We start from the raw sequence: 22,663 nt of genomic DNA, 5'->3' as shown, positions 1-22,663 counted from the left end.
GTCCTCGATCTGTATTATGGCTGTTGTACAAGTGACACCCCCTCTGGATCCGATTCAAGGGGCAAGTAACCGATCGCGCCGGCCGTTGTCTGTAAGCGCTGCAGCATTTCTAGCTCGTCGGCCACCTGTACCGGCGCCTCACCGGTACCGGAAAAGACCGCACGATCCCAGACCTGCCGCAACTGATAGGGAAACAGTCCCAACACCGACTTACTGAAACGACGGTGCAAAGGATGCTTATCGGGAAGAACAAAGACTTGAATTCGCTGACCGTTCGGCCAGACCGTAGAACGCATACCGAAGATTGAACGCAGCAGATCACTCGACAGCTTCACCGGCGGCACATCGGTGTTGGTGTAAACAGCGATGGAAGGCCCCGCCGGTTTCTCCGCAGCGACAGTAAGGCTCGCTACACAGCAAAGCAATAGACAGCACAACCAGGTACCCAACTGACCCATCGGTCGAGAAATCAGGTGTGGTCTAGGCATTCTCTGCAAGTCCCTAGCGATGATATGACTCCCTTTGGACCACGCCGACAGCTAAGGTCGGCAGCCCTGATCAGGTACTACTCGGCGAATTTCAAACCACCGTTTTAAACGACTGGAACAGGCACATAAATATCGGCACTGCAGCCGTTTTAAAGAAACACTAGGCTAAATTACAAGTAAGCACTTGTCACTACTAAAAAGGCCTTAAGTACGGTGAATCTGCAGAGTTTAGTCCTGCTGAGGGTCCGTACCCAAAAAACCGCCGGTCTGATGGGACCAAAGTTGAGCATAGATCCCATTATTTTGGACCAGCTCCCGATGAGTCCCCTGTTCGACGATCCTCCCCTGATCCAGCACGATCAGCCGATCCATCGCGGCGATCGTCGACAGCCGGTGCGCGATCGCAATCACCGTCTTACCCTGCATCAACTGCTGCAGACTATGCTGGATCGCCGCCTCAACCTCGGAGTCCAGCGCCGAAGTCGCCTCATCCAGCACCAGAATCGGCGCATCCTTGAGCAGCGCCCGAGCGATGGCGATTCGCTGCCGCTGACCGCCGGACAGCTTGACCCCACGCTCCCCGACCTGGGCGTCGTAGCCGACATTACCCTTGGGGTCGGCCAGCTGCTGAATAAACTCATGGGCCTCGGCCTTAGTCGCCGCGTCGACCAGCTCCGCTTCGGTGGCATCGGGCCGACCATAGAGAATATTTTCCCTCACCGAACGGTGCAGCAGCGCCGTATCCTGGGTCACCATCCCGATCTGTTCGCGTAGTGTTTCCTGCTGAACCGCGCTGATATCCTGATCGTCGATTCGGATTTTTCCGCCTTCGAGGTCATAGAACCTGAGCAGCAGGTTCACCAGCGTCGATTTACCGGCACCCGAGCGTCCGACCAGTCCGACCTTCTCCCCCGGACGGATTTTCAAATCAAGCTGCTCGATCACCCCCTCGCCCTTGCCGTAATGAAAACGGATTTGATCGAATTCGATCTTGCCGGCACAGACCTTCAACGGCGGCGCACCGGGACGATCTTGCACCTCACGCGGCTGAGCCAGAGTGCTCATGCCGTCGGCCACGGTACCGATGTGCTCGAACAGCGTACTGACTTCCCACATGATCCACTGCGACATGCCGTTCAGCCGCAAGGCCAGACTGACGGCAATCGCGATCGCCCCGATAGTGACCGCTTCGATCGACCATAACCAGATGGAGGTCGCCGAGATCACAAACGCCAACAGGTAGTTGCTGATCTGCACCCCAACGTTGATGCCGGTGGCCAGACGCATCTGGCGATAGACAGTCTCCATAAACCCGCCCATCCCCTGCTGCGCATAATCGGCCTCCTGACGGGTATGAGCAAAGAGTTTGACCGTGGCGATATTGGTGTAGCTATCCACCACCCGGCCGGTCATGGTCGAACGGGCATCCGCCTGTTCGGTGGCGACCCGTTTCAACTTCGGGATGTAGTACAGCTGCAGCCCGACATAGCCAACCAACCAGGCCAGCATCGGCAGCATCAACCGATAATCCGCCTGCGCCAGCAGTACCAGCATGGTCAGAAAATAGACCAGAACATACACCATCACGTTAAGCAACTTCATTACCGCTTCGCGTACCGACAGTGCCGTCTGCATCACCTTGGTGGCCAAGCGCCCGGCAAAATCATCCTGGTAGAACGACAGGCTCTGACCGAGCAGGTAGCGATGGGCCAACCAACGTACCGCCATCGGATAGTTGCCCAGCAACGCCTGGTGAACGATGGCCGAATGCAGAAATACCAGCAACGGGATAATCAGCAACACCAGCAGCGCCATTCCCAACAGCTTCAAGCCCTCCTGCTCGAACAGCGTCTGCGGGTCGCGTTCACCCAGCCAATCGACCAACTGACCCATAAAGCCGAACAACAACACCTCAAGGATCGCCAGGATCGAGGTCAGCAACGTCATCCACAGCAACGAACGCTCCATCCCCCGGGTATAATGGCGACAGAAGGCATAGATACCCCGCGGCGGCTGACCGGGTTCCTCGGGGGGGAACGGCTGGGTCAGACGCTCAAAAAAAGCCAGCATGAATTACTCCAGACAAGGATCGAAGCTCCGGCCTAGACAGGCCCGGAGCCGAACAGAAAGATTATCGACGACCTATTGGGGCCGGTTTCGCCGCAACCAGACCGGCAACACACATACCAGACCAGCCAACAAACCGACCAGATGGGCCGTATTGGCGATGGCGCCAAACCCCATCTTCTCGATCAAGCCGCTGACACCCAACACCAGCCAGATCATCATGAAGGTCATCAACGCCGGCGGCATGCCGAACCCCGGCCCCAGCTTCAACCGATCGCTTAGCCAGGTATAACCCATCAAGCCGAAGATCACCCCGGACAAACCGCCGAACAGCGGGCCGGTCATCAAAAACTGGGCGGCGTTGGAGCTGATACCAATAAACAGGACCAACCACAGCAACGAAGACGAACCTCGGGTCAATTCAATCCGCCGTCCCAACTCCCAGGTCCACAACAGATTAAAGACCAGATGCAGCAAACTGTAGTGCAGGAATATCGGCGTCAGCAACCGCCACCACTGCCCGCCACTCAACAGCGTCGGGAAACTTTGAAATATCAGGTAACCACCCTGAAAGTCGAAGTCGACGAAACTGAACCAATGCAGCCAGCCCAGCCGATTGCCAAACCCGGTCAGCAGCGTCAGCGCCAGACTAAACCCGATCAACACCAGCGTTACCGGTAGCCGCCACCAAGGGAAGGCGACCTGCTTTGAGGCCCCGCCGGACGAGTTCTCAAGCGCCTCGCCCCGCTGCCAGCGGTTGAACTGCTCCATCACAAAATCGGCATCAGCAGGATCGGCCAGCCACAGTTGCTGCTGCCCCTGTAGATGGGTAATCCGGTGATGGATACGCTGACGCCACAGGTAAGCAGCGAAGGGGCCCAGGTCAAGATCAGCAGGCAGCTCAAACAGTTGTATCATTAACTCTTCGTCCGATTAATCCGCCAGGTCTCTGGCGTCGACATCGACCCAGACAAACTTGTCCGCACTCAGGACGGTCTCTGCATCCATACGATAAGCCACCAAGCGCCCCGCCTTAACAGCGCTGTAGTCCAGGCAGGCGATATTGTTGGTAATCGGCGCCGGAATCCCCTGGCGCCAGTAGTGGCCGATAAATAGCGGCGGCAGTTCCGACCCATAGTGCAGCAGCTTCTCACGCTCCCCCTCGGTCAACGGCAACCGCGCCAAGTGCTCGGGCAACGGGTCGGGCTGGAATACCACATCCCCATGACGCTGCGGATTGCGACTCCAGAATTTGGTCCGATACACGTATCGGCGAAAACCTTCGGCACTCTCCATCACCGCCTCGTTGGGCAACCGCAAGTAGGTTCCCCGCAGTAGACGATCCGCAACCAACCACCCGAAACTGCCCCGCTCCACAGTCCGGTGCAGGAAATCATCATCACTGAGATCCTGTATTTGCTGTTGTTTGAGCCGCTGAATCAGCTCCTCGTCCCAGCAGGCATGAACAACCCTGAAGCCCTCCAAATCCAAGAACAGCGGGATCTGCCGGAACCAGCGCAGATGGTCGCGCCACTCGTCGGCATAGGGTTCCATCTGCTCCAGGGTTTCGCGCAACATCCGCTGGTTGCGGGGGCTGTGATCACGCAGATACTGATGCTGGGAACCCGGTCTAGCCGGTTCGTTATAAGCGATACAGTTATACTCATGATTACCCAGAACGATCTGGGCCGCGCCCTGCTCTACCATCTCGCGCACGAGTTCCAACGCCTCCCTGACGCCGGTACCTCGGTCGACGATATCACCGATAAAGATTGCCTGGCGCTGCGGATGGCGGTAGCAGCCCCCTCGGCGCTGATACCCCAACCGCTGCAGCAGCTGTTGCAACGTCCGAGCACAACCGTGTACGTCGCCTATCAGATCGTATCCGCTAAATTCCACCGTCTTCTGCCGCGTCCCAGTCTTCGTTACTCACCCAGCTATTCACCCAACTTAGAGCCCCAACCCAGTTTGGAGCGACAGGACTCGTAGTAGTTGTAACAGAGCGGATGGATCAGATGCAGCGGATGGGGTTTCTTCCGCACACTGATCTCGTCGCCGGGCAGGCAGGGAATCTGGTGCTGACCGTCGCAGCTGATAAACGGATGGGTATCGTTGCGCTCGGCGACCACGATCCTCAACTCCGCATTGCCGTCGATCACGATCGGTCGACTGCTCAAGGTGTGCGGGAAGATCGGCACCAGCACCAAGGCGTCCAGCTTGGGGTGCATAATCGGACCACCACCGGACAGCGCATAGGCCGTCGAGCCGGTCGGGGTCGAAACAATCAGCCCGTCCGAGCGCTGCGAGTAAACAAACTGATCGTCGATATAGAGCTCAAACCGGATCATCCGGGCGGCCTGATTGGGGTGCAGGATGATATCGTTGAGCGCTTCACCGAAGCCGATCTTTTCACCATCACGGAACACCTCCGCTTCGATCAGAAAGCGCTGCTCGCTGTGATAATGGCCATCCAGCACCTCGCCCACTTTCTGTTCGATCTCATCCGGCGCAATGTCGGTCAGAAAGCCCAGATTACCGCGGTTGATCCCCAGCACCGGAACTCCGGAGTGGGCCAGCTGGCGGGCGGCCCCCAACAAACTGCCGTCACCCCCGACCACGATAACCAGATCACAATGCTGCCCCATCATTTTGACGGTGCTGTGCTGCATCTCCCGGGCAGGGACCAGATCGGCAATCCGATCGTCGACAAACACATTCAGTCCCCGCGATTGCAGGAACGGCACAAGATGCTCCAACGACTGGATCACCGGGGTACTCCCCTGGCGTCCGACCAGGCCGATATTTCTGAAGTTTTCCATCAGGTTAACTTTTCTCTTTGGCTCTACTGCTCCACCTACAATCGATAGAGGCCGATGCGGCATTATAGGGCCGAACAAGTCGATACTGCGACTCTTGTGAGGATGAAAATCAGGATATCTGAGGGAAAAACAGGATGTCAGATATGCCGCTACGACCAGCAAGTCGGAAGCAGTTACCAACAAAGAACAAGAAAGAGAAGAAATGGCGGAACGGACGGGACTCGAACCCGCGACCCCCGGCGTGACAGGCCGGTATTCTAACCAACTGAACTACCGCTCCGCAGCGGAATTGACTCCAGCCATAACTGACTTGGTCAATAAAGTGGTGGGCGTGGACAGGCTCGAACTGCCGACATCCACCTTGTAAGGGTGGCGCTCTCCCAACTGAGCTACACGCCCACTAACGTGGTATCTCTGATCGCTTGTATTACCAAAGCCAGGCTTTGATAAAGTGGCGGAACGGACGGGACTCGAACCCGCGACCCCCGGCGTGACAGGCCGGTATTCTAACCAACTGAACTACCGCTCCGCAGCGATAACAACCACCGACGACTAAGCCGTCAGCTTTGATTGCAGCCACAACCGAAGTTGTGGTGGGCGTGGACAGGCTCGAACTGCCGACATCCACCTTGTAAGGGTGGCGCTCTCCCAACTGAGCTACACGCCCTGCAACCACTCAAATTTAGACTCCCGAGTCAGGAGTACTCCCTATGGTAGGAGCACCATGCCAATCGAAGTGGCGGAACGGACGGGACTCGAACCCGCGACCCCCGGCGTGACAGGCCGGTATTCTAACCAACTGAACTACCGCTCCGTTGTGCTTCGATAAGCTTCCGATTCGTGGTGGGCGTGGACAGGCTCGAACTGCCGACATCCACCTTGTAAGGGTGGCGCTCTCCCAACTGAGCTACACGCCCCGAATCAGGAGCTGCGAATTCTACGGGTTTTGGACCGGCTGTCAAACCTAATTTCCAAAAAATTTAAGCTTTTTTGAAAACGATTTGAAAACGGATAAAAAGCGATCAAATCAACGACTTTTTGATCAAAAAACCAACATCGCGAGCGCGCTAACGCGATGCGATAAATCGGTAATCGGGGATTTTCCGATTCGACAGCGCTTTCTATAATAAAGAGGTTTTCTATCAACGGTTCAGGTTTCTCTTTGACAACGCCAATATCACAACAGTCACAACCCGTATCAGCCTCCGATCAAAACTTGGAGCAAGCGCTGCAAAGGTTTATCGACGACAGCCTTGCACACTGGCCAGCATTGCCCCTGGTGGAGTTTGATCCCCTGTGGCCCTCTCCCTGCTATCAGGAGCAGGCCGACAACCAGGGGCAGATTCCATGGCGGCCCGTACGCCAACAACAGCGCAGCGATATGTTCGAGCGCCTGGAGAAGGCGCTGGAGGAAACTATCCATCCATCGATCAAGTCGTATTATCTGAGTTACTGGTCCGATCCATTGCCGGCCCGATCAGCCCAGGGCGAACTGGATCTGCTGTTCGCCTGGAGCGAAGAGGACCTGGAACGACTCAGAGCCAACCTGATCGGTCATGCGATGGGACGGCGACGTCTGAAACAGCCTCTGAGCCTGTTCTTCGGCTGCACCAAACCAGAGGAGTATGTGCTGGCGGTAGACAATCGCACCGGCGCGGTATTGCTGGAACAACCGGGCCGCAAGACCAGCGAGCGGATCGCCGACTCTTTGGCGGAGTTTATCCAGCAACTGAAACCGGCCCAGTTCGAATAACGGGGATGGGCTGGTCAGCTGCTGACCGCTCCCCTAAACTCTGTTGAAGTCGTAACCTGAGAGATAGTACCAACTTTTTAATCACCGAATGGAAGCCCGCCTATGCTCACGCTGAAGCCCGCGACAAAACTCCTGCTCGGACTCGCCGCCGTGTTAACCCTGGCCGGTTGTGCTCAGAGCCCTCAACAAGTCCGCCTGGATCCGGTCATCAGCGTCAACAGCCTCGTTGATAACCAGCCCACGGTTCACTTGAGCGTTACCGATAAACGCCCCAGCCAAAGCCTGGGCACCCGCGGCGGCGTCTATCGCGGCTCCAACCACATCACCCTGGCACGGAGCATCAATCACAGCCTCCGCCCTGCTGCCGAAGCAGCCTTGACCGAGATGGGGATTCGCGTCGATCAACCCAGCCCACAGCCGATCAAGTTGAATCTGATCCTCGAAGAGCTGAGCTACACCGTCGCCGACAACCAGAGCCTGCCGCTGGAGATCACTCTGCGCTCGCAGATCGCCGCCGTAGCCGACAAGAACGACAGCCAGCAGGCCTCACGTTACGAATCCACCAAAGTGCATAAGTTCTTCAAGGCACCGAACGAAGCCACCAATGCCGAGATCATCAATCAGATTATGTCTGAGACCCTGACCCGGTTATTCAACGACCCCCGCCTGATCGAGTTCATCCGGCGCTAGCGCCATCGAGACGCGGTCGGTAGCAACCGGCCGCGCCCCACCCTAATTGGTAGTAGAGCCGGGAATCCGGCGCAACAGTCCTGGTCAGAATTGTTATAGTGCCCGGAGCACATTCAGAATAACGATAACAATTCACGAGAGCCCGGATGAGCAGTCCCATATCCAACCTGCGTAAATTCGTATCGCCGGAGATCATATTCGGCGCTGGAGCCCGCAAAACCGTCGGCAATTTCGCCCGCACCTTCGGTGCCAACCGTGTCCTGATCGTCTCCGATCCCGGCGTCAAGGCGGCCGGCTGGGTTGACGACGTCGAGGCCAGCCTGCGCGAACTCGATATCGACTATCGACTGTTCACCGATGTCAGCCCCAACCCCCGCAGCGAAGAGGTGATGCGCGGCGCCGAGCGCTACCTGAGCGAGAACTGCAACGTGATCGTAGCGATCGGCGGCGGTAGCCCGATGGACTGCGCCAAGGGGATCGGTATCGTCAGCGCCAACCGCGGCCATATTCTCAGCTTCGAAGGCGTCGATCAGATCCATCACCCGATCCCGCCATTGATCTTTATACCGACCACCGCCGGCACCTCTGCCGATGTCTCCCAGTTCGCCATCATCTCCGATCAGCAGAGCCGCAATAAGATCTCCATTATCAGTAAGGCGGTGGTACCCGACGTATCGCTGATCGATCCGGAAACCACGGTCACAATGGACCCATTCCTGACCGCCTGCACCGGTGTTGATGCTCTGGTCCACGCGGTCGAGGCCTTCGTCTCCACCGCCAGCGGGCCGCTGACCGATATGCACGCACTGGAGGCGATCAAACTGGTATCGGACAACCTACCGGCCCTGGTGGCCGATCCCAACAATCTCGTGCTGCGCGAGCAGGTAATGCTGGGCAGCATGAAGGCGGGGCTAGCTTTCTCCAATGCGATTCTCGGGGCTGTACACGCCATGTCCCATAGCCTGGGCGGCTACCTCGACCTTCCCCACGGGTTGTGCAATTCGATCCTGCTCGAGCACGTGATCGACTTCAATTACAACTCGGCCGAAGACAAGTTCAAGGTGGTGGCCGATACGCTTGGGATCGATACCCGGGGCATGCAGTCGCCGCGGATCCGACGCGAGCTGATCCAGCGGGTCAGCACCCTGAAAGCAGATGTGGGGTTAACCCAGCGGCTCAAGGAGGCGGGCGTCAGCACCAGCGATATACCGATGCTGTCCCACAAGGCGATCAAGGATCCCTGCATCCTGACCAATCCCCGCAAGTCCAATAAGCGCGATGTCGAGGTGGTGTATGAGGAAGCGCTCTAACTGCCCCCCTCCGCCCCAGGACGGCTTCAATCCCACCGAATTAGAGCGCCCCAATACCGCTGCCGAACGTGACGCCGACGGTGAAACCAGCCACGGCGACGAAGCGCTGCTGCAAAACCTGATCGGCCTGGGTGACTTCTCGGCGCGCAAGAGCTACTACCCCGAACTACTGGGTAAGATCGACGAGATAGAGCAGGAGAAAGAGCGTTACGAATGGTTATTCGAGAACGCCCTGCACGGTATTTTCCAGGCCCGTATCGACGGCCCGGTAACCGCGGCCAACCCGGCCATCGCTCGAATCTGCGGTTACGCCTCGGTGGATGAATTTGAACGGATCGGCGATATCGGCAGCCAGCTGTTCGCGGTGCCGCAAGACTACCTCAACCTGCTCAAACTACTTCGCCGTCACGGCCAGCGGGTCGGTTTTGAAACCCAGCTGCTGACCGCCGACGGCAACAGGGTCCACATCTCCACCAACGTGCTGCTCAAGGACCCGGAGCGAGGGTTGATCGAGGCCTTCGTGCAGGATATCACTGAACGCAAGCGGGCCCAGGCCGAACTCAGCCGACTCAATCTGGAGCTGGAGCAGCGGGTCAGTGATCGCACCCGCGAACTGAGCGAACTGAACCGGCACCTGCGCCTGGAGATCGACGAGCGCACCCAGATTGAGCGGCAGCTGCAGCAGGCCAAAGCCGAGGCTGAGGCGGCCAACCGCTCCAAAGACAAATACCTCGCCGCCGCCAGCCACGATCTACTGCAACCCCTTAACGCAGCACGGCTGCTGGTCTCCACCCTGCAGGACCGCGAGCAAGATGCAGCCAACCGACAACTGGTCGAGCGCGCCCACATCGCCCTCGAAGGGGCCGAATCGCTACTCGGGGACCTGCTCGATATCGCCCGCCTCGACGCCAACGCGGTCAGTGCCGAACCGAGCAGTTTCTGCGCCGACCAGTTGCTGCAGCAACTGCACACCGAATTTGAGCCGGTCGCCCGTGATGCCGGACTGCAACTGCGATTAGTGCCCTGTCGAAGCTGGATCCACTCTGACGCCCGGCTGTTGAGCCGGATATTGAGAAACTTCCTCAGCAATGCGATCCGCTATACCGACAGCGGCGCCGTTTTGCTTGGCTGCCGGCGTCGATCTCAAGACACCCCCAACGATGCGATTGAGTTTCTGGTTTGCGATACCGGCCCCGGCATTCCGGCCGACCGGCTCGATGAGATCTATCAGGAGTTCCACCAGCTCGACAACGCCACCAGCGGACAGGGCGTCGGCTTGGGCCTGGCAATCGTGGATCGAATCGCCCGCATTCTGGACCATCCGATCCGGGTGCAATCGCAACCGGGCCGCGGCTCCTGCTTTTCCGTCCAGGTACCGCTTGGACAGGCCTGCGAACCACAGCCGCTAGATACATTGGCGCCCGCCATCGGTTCCGGTGCCGATCTGCAGCAGTTGTCGGTGTTGGTGATCGAAAATGAAGAATCGATTCAGATGGGGATGGTCGCCCTGTTGGAGCAGTGGGGCTGCCGGGTCAGTTGTGCGGCCGACCAGCAGCAGGCTCTGGTATGTCTACAGCAGCAATCGCCGGCGGTGATTCTGGCCGACTACCACCTGGACAACGAGCTGACCGGCCTGGCGGTTCTGGATGCTCTCTACCGCTGGTGCGATAGCCAGCAACGACCACGTCCGGCGGCACTGATGATCACCGCCGACCGCAGTGTCCAGTTACGCCAACTGCTGCAGCAGCGAGGCCTGCAACGTCTCAACAAGCCGATCAAACCCGGTAAACTCCGGGCCCTGATCAGCCACCTGCTAAGCCAGTAGCTCAACCCTCGGAGGATTGCTCGCGCCGATCGGCATCCGGCGGCGTCACCGCGGCTGTTGCTGACGCTAGAGGCTGCTGGTGTACCGAGCCGCGGGTATAGGAGTAATAGCAGGCCACCAGCGCTGCCAGCCCGGACAACGCCAACGAGGTTTTCACCACCCAGAGCAGCTGCGGATACTGATCCGGTTCGATGGCAGCCTCGCCGATCGACCAGGAGATCAGCATCATCACCAACGCGGTGCCGACCAGATTCCCCAAGGTGCGTGCCAGGCTCAGCATCGCCGAGGCGATCCCCATCCGGCTCCGGGGTACCGCCCCCATCACGGCACTGTTGTTTGGCGTTGAAAACAGCCCGAATCCCAATCCCAGCACTGCCAAGGCAACAATGATAAACAGCTTGCTGGTATCCATCTGCAACCAGATCAACAATCCGAATCCGAACGCGAAGCACAGGCACCCGGCGGTCGAGATCAGCCGTGCCTCAAAACGATCCGACAACCGGCCGGCCAACGGGGCCAGCACCATCATCACCAGGGTTTCGATCAAGATCAGCTGCCCCGCCTCGCTGGGTGACATGCCCTGGATATACTGCAGATAGAGGCTGAGCAGAAATACGATCGGAAAGTTGGCGCCGTACATGAACAAGCTGGCCTTGATCGAGCGTCGCAACAATCGGTTCTGGCGCAATACCTGTAATCGAATCAGCGGAAACTCGACCCGGTTCTGGTGTCGGATAAACCACCACAGCAGCCCCCCGCCCAATACCACCAAGGCGATCGACTCCGGTTCCGGCAGGCCTGAGATTCCAAGGAAGGTTGCGCTGACCCAGGCGGCAAACAGTAGGCTGCCGCTCCAGTCGAGCCGTTCGGGCGTCTCGCTCTTCCACTCCCCCTTAAGAAACAGCGCCACCAACAGCAGCGCCAACAGGGTCAGCGGAATCGGCATCCAGAAGACACTGCGCCAGCCGTAATGCTCGGTCAGCCAACCGCCAATCAACGGCCCGGCGGTGAGCCCCAGATAGACCGACGAGGCGGCAAAACCCAGCGCCTGCCCCCTGGCCTTGGGGGGGAATACCGAACCGACCACCGCCAAACCACTGCCGAACACCATCGAACTGCTCAGCCCCTGCATCACCCGCAACCCCAGCAGCGCCTCGATACTACCCACCGCAAAAATCAGCAGCGAGGAGATCGAGAACAGGGTCACCCCCACCAGATAAACCCGCTTGCGGCCAACGATATCGGCCACCCGGCCAGCCGGCAGCATCAGCACGATACTGCCCCACAACAACGCGGTCGGGATCCAGCTCACCATCACCGCATTAGCTTGCAACTGATCGGCGATCGATGGAATCGCAATACTGGCCGCCGACAACGTCAGCGAGGTCACCATCAGCGACAGACAGACACTGATCAGCGCCAACCAACGCGCTTTCGGATCCTGGGCATAGTCGGGGCCCGGACGGCCACTACCGGAGGCTCGAGAGCCAGCCGTTTGTGAGGAACGAGAAGACGACGCCGAGGAAGAAGTCGAGGCGCCCGCCAATGATTGTTGCATGGAAAAACTCAAACTGGGAACAAGGGTGATATGCGGAGTTCAGGGCTCATTGTCGTCGTTAAAATGCCAAACCTGATAAACCGACCAGCGCAAGGTATCACTCCAGTAGTCGGGCGCCAAGCCCGCCTTGGCTTTCAATTTGGCAACGAAGCTATTCGGCTGTGGCAACTGCTGCCACACCTGCGGCAGAAAGGTGGCCCGGTGAAGCTCAGACTCCAGCTTCAGGCCGTCGACTCCTGGGCGCAGCTGTTGCAGCAGGTCTGCTTCGGATTCGACCCGCAGCGGTTGCTGAGGCGATAGCAGCGAGATCTCGATAGCCGTTTCCGCCAGTTCATCGGACTGCATCGGAGGGAAACGCGGATCATGGAAGGCCGCCTGCTCGGCAAAATAGACCACCGCATCCGCCAAGGTTCGATCATCCTCGAGCGTTCCGATACAACCGCGCAGCTGTTGATCACTGCGCCGGTGCAACGTCACAAAGCAGGCCGCCGGCTGATTCCAGGGAGAAGTAGTCAGGTCGCCCGGTTCCAACAGACTCTCAGTGTCATTTCGAGCCGTACCTGTCTGGTCACCCCCGACACGCTGCGGGGGCGACCATCGGGCTTTTATAGCGGCGCGCGCTAACGACAGCAGCTGACGCTGCTGTCGCTCACTCAGCTCAGAACTCCAATCAATGGACGGCGAAGGCGCCATAACCCACCACCCGTTGCCGATCACCGGCCGTATCTCCGGAATTCCGCAGATCCAGCAGGTCGATCTGCAGATGTCGGCGCCGCCCCAGCTGCAGCAATCCATTGAGTCCATGACAACCGCATGCCTGCTCGCCGCTGAGCTCGCCTTCGAGTTGGCAGATCTGATTACTGGTGGCATGGTCGCGCCGTTGTGCCTCTGGATAATCCAGGTAGTGACTCAGGTCGGAACTGAATAGCACCAGCGTGTTGGGCAGGTCCCACAACTGCTCGAGTAGATCCGCTACCAACGACGCCGGGGTCCGTCCAACCACAAGTGGGACGATACGAAACTGAGCCAGAAGCTGCTGCAGGAACGGCAGCTGTACCTCCAGGCAGTGCTCCAGACGGTGGGCCTCGTCGTTAACGCTAACACCGGGCACCCGTGCCAGTTGCGCCACCACCTCCCCGTCAACCTCAACCTTGCCCAACGGCGTTTCAAAATGATCGGCGCCACTCAATGCCACCCCCTGCAGCGGCACCCGGTGAGCCGGCCCAAGTAGCACGATACGTTGAATGTTGTCAGCCAAGGGAGCCAGCAGGTTGTAGGCCGTAGCCGCCACCGGTCCCGAATACACAAACCCGGCATGGGGCACTATCAACGCCTTCAACTCCCCCCCCGAGCGTGCAGGGATGTCGTCGGGCACCGGATTCTGGCGCAGAAAACCGAGCAGTTGATGTTGCAGCTGGTCGGGCTCGTCGGGGTAAAACAGTCCCGCCACCGCCGCCGCACGGGTACGGTCGGACCGGTTTTGATGGAATCGAGTATCGGAAGGTTCGCCGCCCATGGTGAAGCCTCCTGTAAGCCGGACGTCTACTCTTTGGACAACTAAAGAGCACTGATGATTGCTGCTTAAAGCGTAGCCTATCGCAGCAGCGAAGATACGGCTCTAGCAGCTGCCGCAATGTGAACCTTAACCATCCGCAACGATTGATTTTGGGTCGCGATAAAGAACTATAATGGAACATCGACTTCCAACCTCAAGCATATCAACTCGACAATGTAGTAGGTCGATGTGCGCCGAGTAACACCATGGTCGCAACCCCGGCAAAAATGATGCTTGTCATAATTAATTAGAGATTCAGCACCTATAATATGGAACAGAAATATCAGTGCGATATATGCGACTACGTCTATGACCCCGCAGTGGGCTGCCCAGAGGAAGGCATCCCTCCCGGCACCCTCTGGGAGGATATTCCCGACGACTGGGTCTGTCCGGAATGCGGCGCGCCGAAGTCGCTGTTTAGCCCCGAGTAGCAAGGACGCTCATGACTCAGACCCGTGATTTGACCAGCATCACCCCCGGCAATCTGCAAGTGGGGATGTATGTGGTACTACCCAGCGGTTGGTTGGACCACCCGTTTCTGCGAAATCAATTCCAGATCAAAGACCCGGATCAGCTGAAAAAATTGCAAGATTGCGGCTTTGAAAACGTCCGGGTAGACCTGAAGCGCAGCAAGTTACCCAAGCGACCCGCGGAAGACGCCCCCACCGAAAGTGCCAACGAAGCCGCCGTGCTGGATCCTAAATTGTGCGACGACCTCCCCCAGTGGAACCCGGATAATCTGGTACCCGAGCAGTTGCTGGAATCGCTCCATGACAAAAAGATCCCGCCCGAGCAGCGATCCAAGGCGGTCTATAGCCACTCCCGTGAGTTGATGAACCGTCTGCTGGAATCGCCCACCGCTGAAAACCTGAAAGCGTCCAAGCAGGCGATCAGCTCGGTAACCGACCTGATCCTCAGCGATGACGCCACCGCCATCAACATGCTGCGGATCACCGACCACGATTTTTACACCTACACCCACTCGGTCAATGTCGGTGTCACCAGCATCATGGTAGCCAAGGCCCTGTTCGGTCAGTCCGATCGCCACGATATGCACGAGCTGGGTGCCGGTTTCTTCCTTCACGACCTGGGCAAAGTCAATATCCGCCAAGAGGTGATCAACAAACCCGGCCGACTGGACGACACCGAGATGCGCCATATGCGCACCCATCCCTACAAGGGCTTCAAACTGCTGGAAAAATCCGGTCAATTGAGCGAAGAGAGTCGGATTATCATCCTCCAGCATCACGAGCGCGCCGATGGCAGCGGTTACCCGAAACAGTTGCATGATCGCGAAATTCATATCTACGGAAAGATCTGTTGTATCGCCGATGTTTACGATGCATTGACGGCCGAACGCTCCTATAAGAAAGCGTTGCAGCCCTTCGAGGCCTTGAAGTTGATGAAGGCGCAGATGGCCGATCACTTCAACAAAGAGCTGTTCGAAAGGTTCGTGATGCTGATGGGTGGCATCCCTCGATAAGAGGCGGTTGAGGGCCTTCAAATCCAACCGGCCTATACTTGCAGTGAACCCATGGAGCACTGCGATGGCCACCGAAACAGACAGCTATCCGACCCGCTACTGGCACCGACTTGAAGACGGTCGAGTGCAGTGCGACCTCTGTCCCCGCTACTGTAAACTGCGCGAAGGTCAGCGCGGCCTCTGTTTTGTCCGCGGCTGTGAACAGCAGCAGATCAAGCTCTACACCTGGGGACGCTCCAGCGGCTTCTGCATCGATCCAATCGAGAAAAAACCACTCAACCACTTCCTGCCCGGCACTCCGGTTCTCTCATTCGGCACCGCCGGCTGCAACCTGACCTGCAAGTTTTGCCAGAACTGGGATATGAGCAAATCACGGCAGATGGATACTCTGGCGGACCGGGCCGATCCTGAAACGCTGGCCGACACCGCCCAACGTTACGGCTGCCGCTCGATCGCATTCACCTATAACGATCCGGTGATCTTTATGGAATATGCGCTGGACGTGGCCGCTGCCTGTCATGAGCGTGACATCCGCACCGTGGCCGTCAGTGCCGGCTATATCTGCCCCGCCCCCCGGGTTGAGTTCTACCAAGCGATGGACGCAGCCAATATCGACCTGAAGGGCTTCAGCGAGCGCTTCTACCGCAAACTCTGCGGTGCCGAGTTACAGCCGGTACTGGAGACACTGCAATACCTGCGCTGGGAGACCGACGTCTGGTTCGAGATCACTACGCTGTTGATTCCCGATCAGAATGATAGTGATGCCGAGATCGAAGCTCAGTGCCGTTGGATTGTCGACCAGCTTGGGCCGGACGTGCCGTTGCATTTCAGTGCCTTCCATCCAGATTTTAAAATGATGACCACCCCTCCGACACCAGCAGCTACCCTGACTCGGGCGCGCGAGATCGGCTTGGCCTGCGGTCTCCATTACGTTTACACCGGCAATGTTCACGATCGCCGGGGCGGCAGCACCTTCTGTCCCGATTGCGGTTCGATGCTGATCGAGCGGGATTGGTACCAGCTCGGCCACTGGGGCCTGAACGACCGGGGTGGCTGCGGTCACTGCGGCAAAGCCATTGCCGGTCGCTTTGAAGCCAGCCCCGGACATTGGGGGGCCCAGCGTCAGCCGGTCAGAATCTACCAGCCGGCCGAATAACTACGCATCGCTCTACGAAAAACCCTACCGAGTGGTCATGACTCTAGCCCCTGGCCCGTTCTATACTCAGGGTCGACCAATCGCATAGGGATAAAGATTTCAGATGAAAAAACTCAAGCATGAGAACGAGTTACTTAAAGAGGCGATCCGGGTCGGCGGCCTCTATCTGAAGAAGCGCGGCGCCGGCGAATTCGAAGCCACCGACGGCGCTGACCTGAAAGTTACCGCGATCTACAAACTGTTGGTCCATGACAACCTGATCCAACCGCTGGCCAAGGATCAGGTCGACCTGCCCCATATGCGCCACAAGCTGGCACTATGGATCTCCCGTAACCTGCCCGATAACCATCCGCTGCTGCAGGATTGATCAGAGACTGCGTAGCGGAACGAGGATGATGTTATGCCCACGCTGATCATCGGCAATAAGAACTACTCTTCCTGGTCGCTGCGCCCCTGGCTGGTGCTGCGCCATCTGGGGCTGGAATTTGAAGAGGTGCGCCTGTCACTGGGCAGCCCGGATTTTCATACCGAACTGAAACGCTACAGCCAAGCCGGCCGGGTTCCGGTGTTTCAGGATGATCTAGGCAGTATCTGGGACAGCCTGGCGATCTGCGAATTCCTGGCCGAGCGCCACCCGTTACTGTGGCCGGATGAGCCCTACCAGAGAGCGATGGCTCGGGCCTATGTGTGTGAGATGCACAGCGGTTTTGCCGCGTTACGCGCGGAGTTACCGATGAACTGCCGTGCACAGCAGCGCCGGGTAGAACCCAGTCAGGCGGCCTTGGCGGATATCGCCCGGATCGAACAGATCTGGCAGCAGTGCATCGAACATCATGCCGAGGAAGGCCCTTGGCTGTTCGGCCGCTTCGGTATCATTGATGCCTTCTTCGCTCCGGTGGCCATCCGTTTTAACGGCTACCAGTTGGGGCTGGCACACAACAGCCACGAGTACATCAAACTGCACCTGTCCAACCCGTTACTGCAGGAGTGGATAGCCGCCGGTCAGGCAGAATCGGAGGTAATCCTACGCGAAGAGGTCGGTGCCTGAGCCGACCTCTCCGTTATCCGCTGCTTATCCGGGCTCGCTTATCGACTGAACTCCAGCCGTCACCGGAGCCGGTATCTCAGTATTCAACCCGGCCATCTGGGGCGAGACCAGATGCAGCGTCTGGGTCGGGTAGGCCATCTCGGCGCGATGCTGTTCGACCAGCTCGATGATTCGCAGCATCACATCCTCTTTAATCCCGTGGTACTGAACCCAGTCGGTGGTTTTGGTAAAGCAATAGATAAAGAAATCCAATGAGCTGGGAGCAAACGCGTTCAGATTGACGATCAGAGTCTGCCTGGTATCGATATCCGGATGCTCCCGCAGCATCTGCCGAACCGCATCAACCACCTGTTTTACCTGAGCCGCATCGTCGTAGCGGATCCCGATGGTTTCGTAGATACGCCGGTTGGTCATCCGGGACGGGTTCTCCACCGAAATGCTCGCGAAGGTGGAGTTAGGCACATAGAGCGGACGTTTATCGAAGGTGCGGATACGGGTCTGGCGCCAACCGATGTACTCCACCGTACCTTCTATTTCCTGATCTGGTGAACGAACCCAATCCCCCACCGCAAAGGGACGATCCAGATAGATCATCAAGCCACCAAAAAAGTTAGCCAGCAGATCCTTGGCGGCGAAACCTACCGCGATACCGCCGATACCACCGAAGGCCAGTACCCCGGAGATGCTATACCCCAGCGACTGCAGTACCACCAATACCGCGGTGATGATCACCGAAGCCCGCAACAGTTTGCTGACGGCATGGGCGGTGGTCTGATCCATCGGTTTTTTCGACCGCTCGGGGTCGATCAGGCCCTCTTCAAAGCCGCGAACCAGCCGCAACATAAACCAGGCCAGCAACGCGATCACGATCACATCCTGGGCCGGCTCCAGCATCACCAGCAGGCTGGTCTGGGTGCGTTCATCGATAATCTGGGCAGCCCATCCCAACCCGACGACCCAGATCATGAAAGTCGCCGGACGCCGGACCGCGTTGAGCAGGACGTCATCCCAGATGTTTCGGGTCTGCTCCAGCTTGGCCGCCAAACGGGCGAATAGCCGGCTCAAAAAGAAGCTGGCCAGCAGGGTGATAAAAACAACAATAAAGACTTCGATAATCCAGAAACGCTCCGGGGTATGCAGCCCGAGCTGATCCCATAACGTCTGCAGTTCCATCTTCATTCCGACTCCTTACTCAACTTGTAGACCTTCCGGCTCATGGCCATATCTGCGTTTCTACACCGGATTGACGTAACCGGGTCACGCGGTCTAGACGACATCGCCCCGTCAAGCAACACTATTTCTTGCAGCCACGGAGCAATCCGGCCAGGGTATTATTCTTCCAATCTCTGCAACTGCTCGCAACACGCCCGCCAACGGGGCTCGGCCTGGAGCTGTTCCAGTGTCAGCCGAGCCTGCGCCTTCATCTGCAACACTCTGGGCGCCTCCAACCGGCCCTGTTGTTCCAACCAGTTCAGCACCAGACGCGCTGCCTTGGGCTGATTACACACCAGCACCATATCGCAACCGGCCTGCAGCGCGGCATCGGCACGCTCGGCATAGCCACCGGCGATTTCGGCCCCGGCCATGCTCAGGTCATCGCTGAAGATCATCCCGTCGAAACCCAGATCTCGGCGTAGGACCTGCTGCAGCCAGAAGTCGGAGAAGCCCGCCGGCTGCGGATCGCAGTTGGAGTAAACCACATGGGCCGGCATCACCGCATCCATCAATGCCCGATCGCCCTTCGGCGAGGACTCAGCGCGGGCGAAGCGTGCGAACGGGAGAAGATCCTCGCCCTCAATCCGATCGTACGACCGCTCATCCACCGGCATCTCCAGATGGGAGTCGGCGGCAACGGCGCCATGGCCGGGAAAATGCTTCCCGGTGGTCGCCATACCGGCCTCGTGCATGCCTTGCATCAGCTCTGCGGCCAGGGCGATCACCGTGTCGGCATCGGCTCCGAAACTGCGATCGCCGATCACTTCACTGATCCCCCGATCCATATCCAATACCGGCGCAAAGCTGATATCCAGGCCATGGGCCAACAATTCGGAGGCATACAGCCAGCCGCAGTCCCGTGCCAGAGCTAATCCGGCAGCCGGGTCCCGTTGCCACAGCCGGGTCAAACTGGCCATCGCGGGAATCCGGGTAAAGCCGGCACGAAAGCGCTGCACCCGGCCCCCTTCGTGATCAACCGCGATCAGCAACTCCGGACGTATCCGACGGATCTGGTCGGTCAGGAAGATCAACTGTTGCGGGTCGCGATAGTTGCGGCTGAACAGGATTACGCCTCCGACAGCGGGCCGACGTAGCAGCTCGGCTTCATCATCAGAGAGTTGGAAACCGGCTAGGTCGAGCATCAGCGGCCCGGCGGGAAGCGGAGGAAAGGAAGGCGTCATGACAAAGATTCCGATCGAAGATTAAGCCTTGATAAGCACCTCGGTACCCGGTGTCAGCTGCTCGTACAGAGCCACCAGATCCTGGTTGCGCATCCGAATACAACCGTGGGAGCGGGGTATGCCCATCGGTTCCGTATCCGGGGTGCCGTGGATGTAGATATAGCGTCGCATGCTGTCGACGGATCCGAGACGGTTAAAACCCGGCTCACAACCGCACAGCCACAGAATACGGCTAAGGATCCAATCCCGCTCGGGGTAGCGCTTGGCCAATTCTGGGCTATAGATTTCACCGGTCGGGCGTCGACCGACAAACACCGAGTTAAGCGGACACTCGCCACCGATCATGGCACGGATCCGATGCCGTCCCAGCGGAGTGCAACCGCTGTTCTGTTGCTGCCCGGTGCCGTTGGCCGCCGTAGAGATCGGATAGTGCTGCAGCGCGTGCTGCTCCTGTAACAGCGTGAGGCGCTGCTGACTGATGGAGATTAGGATTCGGGGGCGCCCCGGATTCACCCTTTCCCCCCCGGGGGCAGTTCGGTCTGATCGGGCAGTCCAGCCTGAGACTCGGGTAGTTGGCTGGTACCGGCCTCCTTCGGGAAAGCCTCAGGTAGATCCAACAGCGGTTGCTCGGTGACCATATCGGGTTCGGCTCGCAGTCCGGCAGCCAGAAAGCTGACCAAACGATGGAAGACTTCCGGTTCGGATGCGTTACTTCCGAAGAAGAACCGCTCCTGCTCTGCCAGCATACCGTGGCGAGCCATCGAGAGTACCGCCGTGCCGATCATAAAATGGCAGCGCCAATAGAATTCACTTTGGCTCATCTGTGGGACCCGTTGACTCATCTGCGTCAGGAAGCGACCGAACAGCGGACCATAACGGCGCTGCAGGAAGGTGCGCAGATTGTTGTCGGAGCTGAGATAGGCCTGCCCCACCAAACGCATAAACAGGCTGACCCCCTGGCGGTCTTTCTCAACCGCACTGAGCATCGCTGCGATCAGCAGCTCGAGCAGGTCTTCCAGGCTGAGTTCAGAATCCAGGCTGTCATGGTCATCCAACTGCCGCTCCAGCAACTGGCACATCGGGGTCAAGTAGCGTTCGGCAACGGCCTGGATCAACGCATCTCGAGAGCCGAAGTGGTAGTTGATGGCGGCCAGATTGACATTGGCCGCCTGGGTGATATCTCGAACCGAGGTCTGGTCGAAACCATTCTGGGCAAAAAGCTCCACGGCGGTATCCAGAATGCGTTTGACGGTCGACTTAGCCAAGCTTGACTCCTGTTTCTAGGGGTTGGTCAGATGCAGTAGCTTACGAAAAATATCGGCTTCGCTGAAGTCGCTCCCACCAGGTCAGCAGCACTCGATCCAGCGAGCCGCTAACCACGGTTCCTAGCCGCTCGCTGATACTCTTCTTCTCAACGTAGCGCACTTGGAATACCTCTGCCTCATCGCAGGCACTAATCAGGTATTCATCGCTGGTGGAGATCTCGTCGATCAACTGCTTTTCCAGCGCCCGTCGACCGAACCAGACATCACCGTTGGCGACCTCATTCATATCAAGCTGGGGACGGTGTTCGGCCACAAACTCCTTGAACAACTCGTGGGTATCCTCCAGATCCTCGATAAACTTCTGCCGCCCTTTTTCAGTATTCTCCCCGAACATGGTCAGGGTGCGTTTGTATTCACCGGCGGTCAGCACTTCAACATCGATTTCGTTCTTCTTCAACAATCGATGGAAATTGGGGATCTGCGCCACCACACCGATCGATCCCAGAATCGCGAAAGGCGCTGCAATCAGTTTATCGGCAATACAAGCCATCATATAACCGCCGCTTGCCGCCACCCGGTCCACCGATACCACCAAGGGTATTTTACGGTCCCGAATCCGCTGCAGCTGGGAGGCGGCCAAGCCGTAGGAGTGCACCATACCGCCGGCGCTTTCAAGACGGAGCAGGACTTCATCCCGCTCGGTCGCCAGGGTCAGGATCGAACTGATCTCTTCACGTAGCGGTTCCACATCGGAGGCTTTGATATCGCCATCAAAGTCGAGCACGAACAGGCGCTTCTTGTGCTCCTTCTCGATATCTTCGCCCTTCTTAATCTGCTTGGTTTTCTGCTTATGCTCCGCTTTACGCTGCTTCTGCTCCTGTTTGAGCTGCTGCTTGTACAGCGCCTTATCCAGCACCTGCTCACGCAGGGCATGGCTCATATTTTCCAGGGTTTCGTTGAGGTTATGGACCTCGATATGCCCCTCGGTATCACGCTTGTTGCGCACCGCCAGTTGGGCCGCCGCGCCAATCACTACCAAAATAGCGGCTACCAGCGTGGCAGCCTTGGCCAGAAACAGGCCGTATTCGTAAAAAAACTCCAGCACCATGCTCTCCAATAGCTCGGTTCGGGAATCTGCGGTCAGATTCCTCAATCGACGGGAGTTGCCCGTTCGGATTATTTAAAAGCGCGATTGTAACAAAAACAACTCCCTGTCCGGTCAGCTTTTTCTGTCGGTTTGCCTTGACCCA

At 58.1% G+C, this 22,663-nt stretch carries 22 protein-coding genes and 6 tRNA genes; 9 read left to right on the top strand and 19 right to left on the bottom strand.

Annotated elements, in window-relative coordinates:
* Positions 1 to 14 precede the first annotated feature (14 nt).
* The 11 genes from DV711_RS00695 to DV711_RS00645 form a co-directional block, all read right to left on the bottom strand.
* A complete protein-coding gene (locus DV711_RS00695) occupies positions 15 to 488 on the bottom strand; it encodes a hypothetical protein (protein WP_114693733.1) in 474 nt (157 codons plus the stop codon).
* 228 nt (positions 489 to 716) lie between these two features.
* Positions 717 to 2,558 carry an ABC transporter ATP-binding protein gene (locus DV711_RS00690; protein ID WP_114693732.1) on the bottom strand — a complete coding sequence of 614 codons (1,842 nt, stop codon included), beginning with the start codon at positions 2,556 to 2,558 and terminating at the stop codon, positions 717 to 719.
* Between the two features lie 72 nt (positions 2,559 to 2,630).
* Positions 2,631 to 3,473, bottom strand: a complete 843-nt coding sequence (locus DV711_RS00685; RefSeq protein ID WP_114693731.1) for a rhomboid family intramembrane serine protease — start codon at positions 3,471 to 3,473, stop codon at positions 2,631 to 2,633.
* Between the two features lie 15 nt (positions 3,474 to 3,488).
* The gene (locus DV711_RS00680; protein ID WP_114693730.1) at positions 3,489 to 4,454 is read right to left on the bottom strand and encodes a metallophosphoesterase; all 966 of its coding nucleotides are present in this window, start codon (positions 4,452 to 4,454) and stop codon (positions 3,489 to 3,491) included.
* A 38-nt stretch (positions 4,455 to 4,492) separates the two neighbouring features.
* Positions 4,493 to 5,374 carry an NAD(+) kinase gene (locus DV711_RS00675; RefSeq protein WP_114693729.1) on the bottom strand — a complete coding sequence of 294 codons (882 nt, stop codon included), beginning with the start codon at positions 5,372 to 5,374 and terminating at the stop codon, positions 4,493 to 4,495.
* Between the two features lie 203 nt (positions 5,375 to 5,577).
* Positions 5,578 to 5,654: transfer RNA gene (locus DV711_RS00670), tRNA-Asp, on the bottom strand.
* Between the two features lie 43 nt (positions 5,655 to 5,697).
* Positions 5,698 to 5,773: transfer RNA gene (locus tag DV711_RS00665), tRNA-Val, on the bottom strand.
* Between the two features lie 53 nt (positions 5,774 to 5,826).
* A tRNA-Asp gene (locus DV711_RS00660) sits at positions 5,827 to 5,903 on the bottom strand.
* A gap of 62 nt (positions 5,904 to 5,965) precedes the next feature.
* Positions 5,966 to 6,041: transfer RNA gene (locus DV711_RS00655), tRNA-Val, on the bottom strand.
* A gap of 70 nt (positions 6,042 to 6,111) precedes the next feature.
* A tRNA-Asp gene (locus DV711_RS00650) sits at positions 6,112 to 6,188 on the bottom strand.
* A gap of 27 nt (positions 6,189 to 6,215) precedes the next feature.
* Positions 6,216 to 6,291: transfer RNA gene (locus DV711_RS00645), tRNA-Val, on the bottom strand.
* A gap of 245 nt (positions 6,292 to 6,536) precedes the next feature.
* On the opposite strand from DV711_RS00645, the gene syd reads away from it, so the two are divergent.
* From syd to DV711_RS00625, 4 genes are all read left to right on the top strand, one after another.
* The gene (gene syd / locus DV711_RS00640; RefSeq protein ID WP_341537580.1) at positions 6,537 to 7,127 is read left to right on the top strand and encodes a SecY-interacting protein; all 591 of its coding nucleotides are present in this window, start codon (positions 6,537 to 6,539) and stop codon (positions 7,125 to 7,127) included.
* Between the two features lie 102 nt (positions 7,128 to 7,229).
* Positions 7,230 to 7,817 carry a YajG family lipoprotein gene (locus DV711_RS00635; RefSeq protein WP_114693727.1) on the top strand — a complete coding sequence of 196 codons (588 nt, stop codon included), beginning with the start codon at positions 7,230 to 7,232 and terminating at the stop codon, positions 7,815 to 7,817.
* Between the two features lie 146 nt (positions 7,818 to 7,963).
* Complete coding sequence (ercA, locus tag DV711_RS00630; protein WP_114693726.1) at positions 7,964 to 9,127, top strand: alcohol dehydrogenase-like regulatory protein ErcA; 1,164 nt, start codon at positions 7,964 to 7,966, stop codon at positions 9,125 to 9,127.
* The gene (locus DV711_RS00625) at positions 9,111 to 10,952 is read left to right on the top strand and encodes a PAS domain-containing hybrid sensor histidine kinase/response regulator (RefSeq protein ID WP_114693725.1); all 1,842 of its coding nucleotides are present in this window, start codon (positions 9,111 to 9,113) and stop codon (positions 10,950 to 10,952) included. The genes ercA and DV711_RS00625 overlap by 17 nt, the downstream gene beginning before the upstream one ends.
* A 1-nt stretch (position 10,953) precedes the next feature.
* On the opposite strand, the gene DV711_RS00620 is transcribed toward DV711_RS00625, so the two are convergent.
* Genes DV711_RS00620 through amrB form a run of 3 tightly spaced genes read right to left on the bottom strand, consistent with a single transcriptional unit; the run spans position 10,954 to position 14,026 of the window.
* Entirely contained in the window at positions 10,954 to 12,510 is a 1,557-nt protein-coding gene (locus DV711_RS00620) for an MFS transporter (RefSeq protein ID WP_114693724.1), read from the bottom strand.
* A gap of 39 nt (positions 12,511 to 12,549) precedes the next feature.
* A complete protein-coding gene (gene amrA, locus DV711_RS00615) occupies positions 12,550 to 13,203 on the bottom strand; it encodes an AmmeMemoRadiSam system protein A (RefSeq protein WP_114693723.1) in 654 nt (217 codons plus the stop codon).
* On the bottom strand, positions 13,181 to 14,026 hold the full coding sequence (amrB, locus tag DV711_RS00610; RefSeq protein ID WP_114693722.1) for an AmmeMemoRadiSam system protein B: 846 nt from the start codon (positions 14,024 to 14,026) through the stop codon (positions 13,181 to 13,183). The genes amrA and amrB overlap by 23 nt, the downstream gene beginning before the upstream one ends.
* A gap of 308 nt (positions 14,027 to 14,334) precedes the next feature.
* Between amrB and DV711_RS00605 the strand changes: the two genes are divergently transcribed.
* From DV711_RS00605 to DV711_RS00585, 5 genes are all read left to right on the top strand, one after another.
* Entirely contained in the window at positions 14,335 to 14,496 is a 162-nt protein-coding gene (locus DV711_RS00605; RefSeq protein WP_114693721.1) for a rubredoxin, read from the top strand.
* Positions 14,497 to 14,507: 11 nt separating this feature from the next.
* The gene (locus DV711_RS00600; protein ID WP_114693720.1) at positions 14,508 to 15,548 is read left to right on the top strand and encodes a cyclic di-GMP phosphodiesterase; all 1,041 of its coding nucleotides are present in this window, start codon (positions 14,508 to 14,510) and stop codon (positions 15,546 to 15,548) included.
* 64 nt (positions 15,549 to 15,612) lie between these two features.
* Positions 15,613 to 16,704, top strand: coding sequence for an AmmeMemoRadiSam system radical SAM enzyme (gene amrS, locus DV711_RS00595; RefSeq protein ID WP_114693719.1), 1,092 nt, complete (start codon positions 15,613 to 15,615; stop codon positions 16,702 to 16,704).
* Positions 16,705 to 16,807: 103 nt separating this feature from the next.
* Entirely contained in the window at positions 16,808 to 17,071 is a 264-nt protein-coding gene (locus tag DV711_RS00590) for a DUF5062 family protein (protein WP_114693718.1), read from the top strand.
* Between the two features lie 33 nt (positions 17,072 to 17,104).
* On the top strand, positions 17,105 to 17,752 hold the full coding sequence (locus DV711_RS00585) for a glutathione S-transferase family protein (RefSeq protein WP_114693717.1): 648 nt from the start codon (positions 17,105 to 17,107) through the stop codon (positions 17,750 to 17,752).
* Positions 17,753 to 17,776: 24 nt separating this feature from the next.
* Here DV711_RS00585 and DV711_RS00580 read toward each other — a convergent pair whose 3' ends face one another.
* From DV711_RS00580 to sohB, 5 genes are all read right to left on the bottom strand, one after another.
* Complete coding sequence (locus tag DV711_RS00580; RefSeq protein WP_114693716.1) at positions 17,777 to 18,931, bottom strand: mechanosensitive ion channel family protein; 1,155 nt, start codon at positions 18,929 to 18,931, stop codon at positions 17,777 to 17,779.
* Between the two features lie 152 nt (positions 18,932 to 19,083).
* Complete coding sequence (nagZ, locus tag DV711_RS00575) at positions 19,084 to 20,148, bottom strand: beta-N-acetylhexosaminidase (protein WP_243633700.1); 1,065 nt, start codon at positions 20,146 to 20,148, stop codon at positions 19,084 to 19,086.
* 21 nt (positions 20,149 to 20,169) lie between these two features.
* Positions 20,170 to 20,661: a L,D-transpeptidase gene (locus DV711_RS00570; RefSeq protein ID WP_114693715.1), complete on the bottom strand. Its 492-nt coding sequence runs from the start codon at positions 20,659 to 20,661 to the stop codon at positions 20,170 to 20,172.
* A complete protein-coding gene (locus tag DV711_RS00565) occupies positions 20,658 to 21,413 on the bottom strand; it encodes a TetR/AcrR family transcriptional regulator (RefSeq protein WP_114693714.1) in 756 nt (251 codons plus the stop codon). The genes DV711_RS00570 and DV711_RS00565 overlap by 4 nt, the downstream gene beginning before the upstream one ends.
* 40 nt (positions 21,414 to 21,453) lie before the next feature.
* The gene (gene sohB, locus DV711_RS00560) at positions 21,454 to 22,518 is read right to left on the bottom strand and encodes a protease SohB (RefSeq protein WP_243633699.1); all 1,065 of its coding nucleotides are present in this window, start codon (positions 22,516 to 22,518) and stop codon (positions 21,454 to 21,456) included.
* Positions 22,519 to 22,663: the final 145 nt, after the last annotated feature.

Origin of the sequence: Motiliproteus coralliicola, assembly GCF_003345655.1 — a bacterium.
In the GTDB taxonomy this organism is placed as follows: Bacteria; Pseudomonadota; Gammaproteobacteria; order Pseudomonadales; family Balneatricaceae; genus Motiliproteus; species Motiliproteus coralliicola.
The sequence above is the reverse complement of the archived record's forward strand: the minus strand, read 5'-3'. Positions and strand labels throughout refer to the sequence as shown.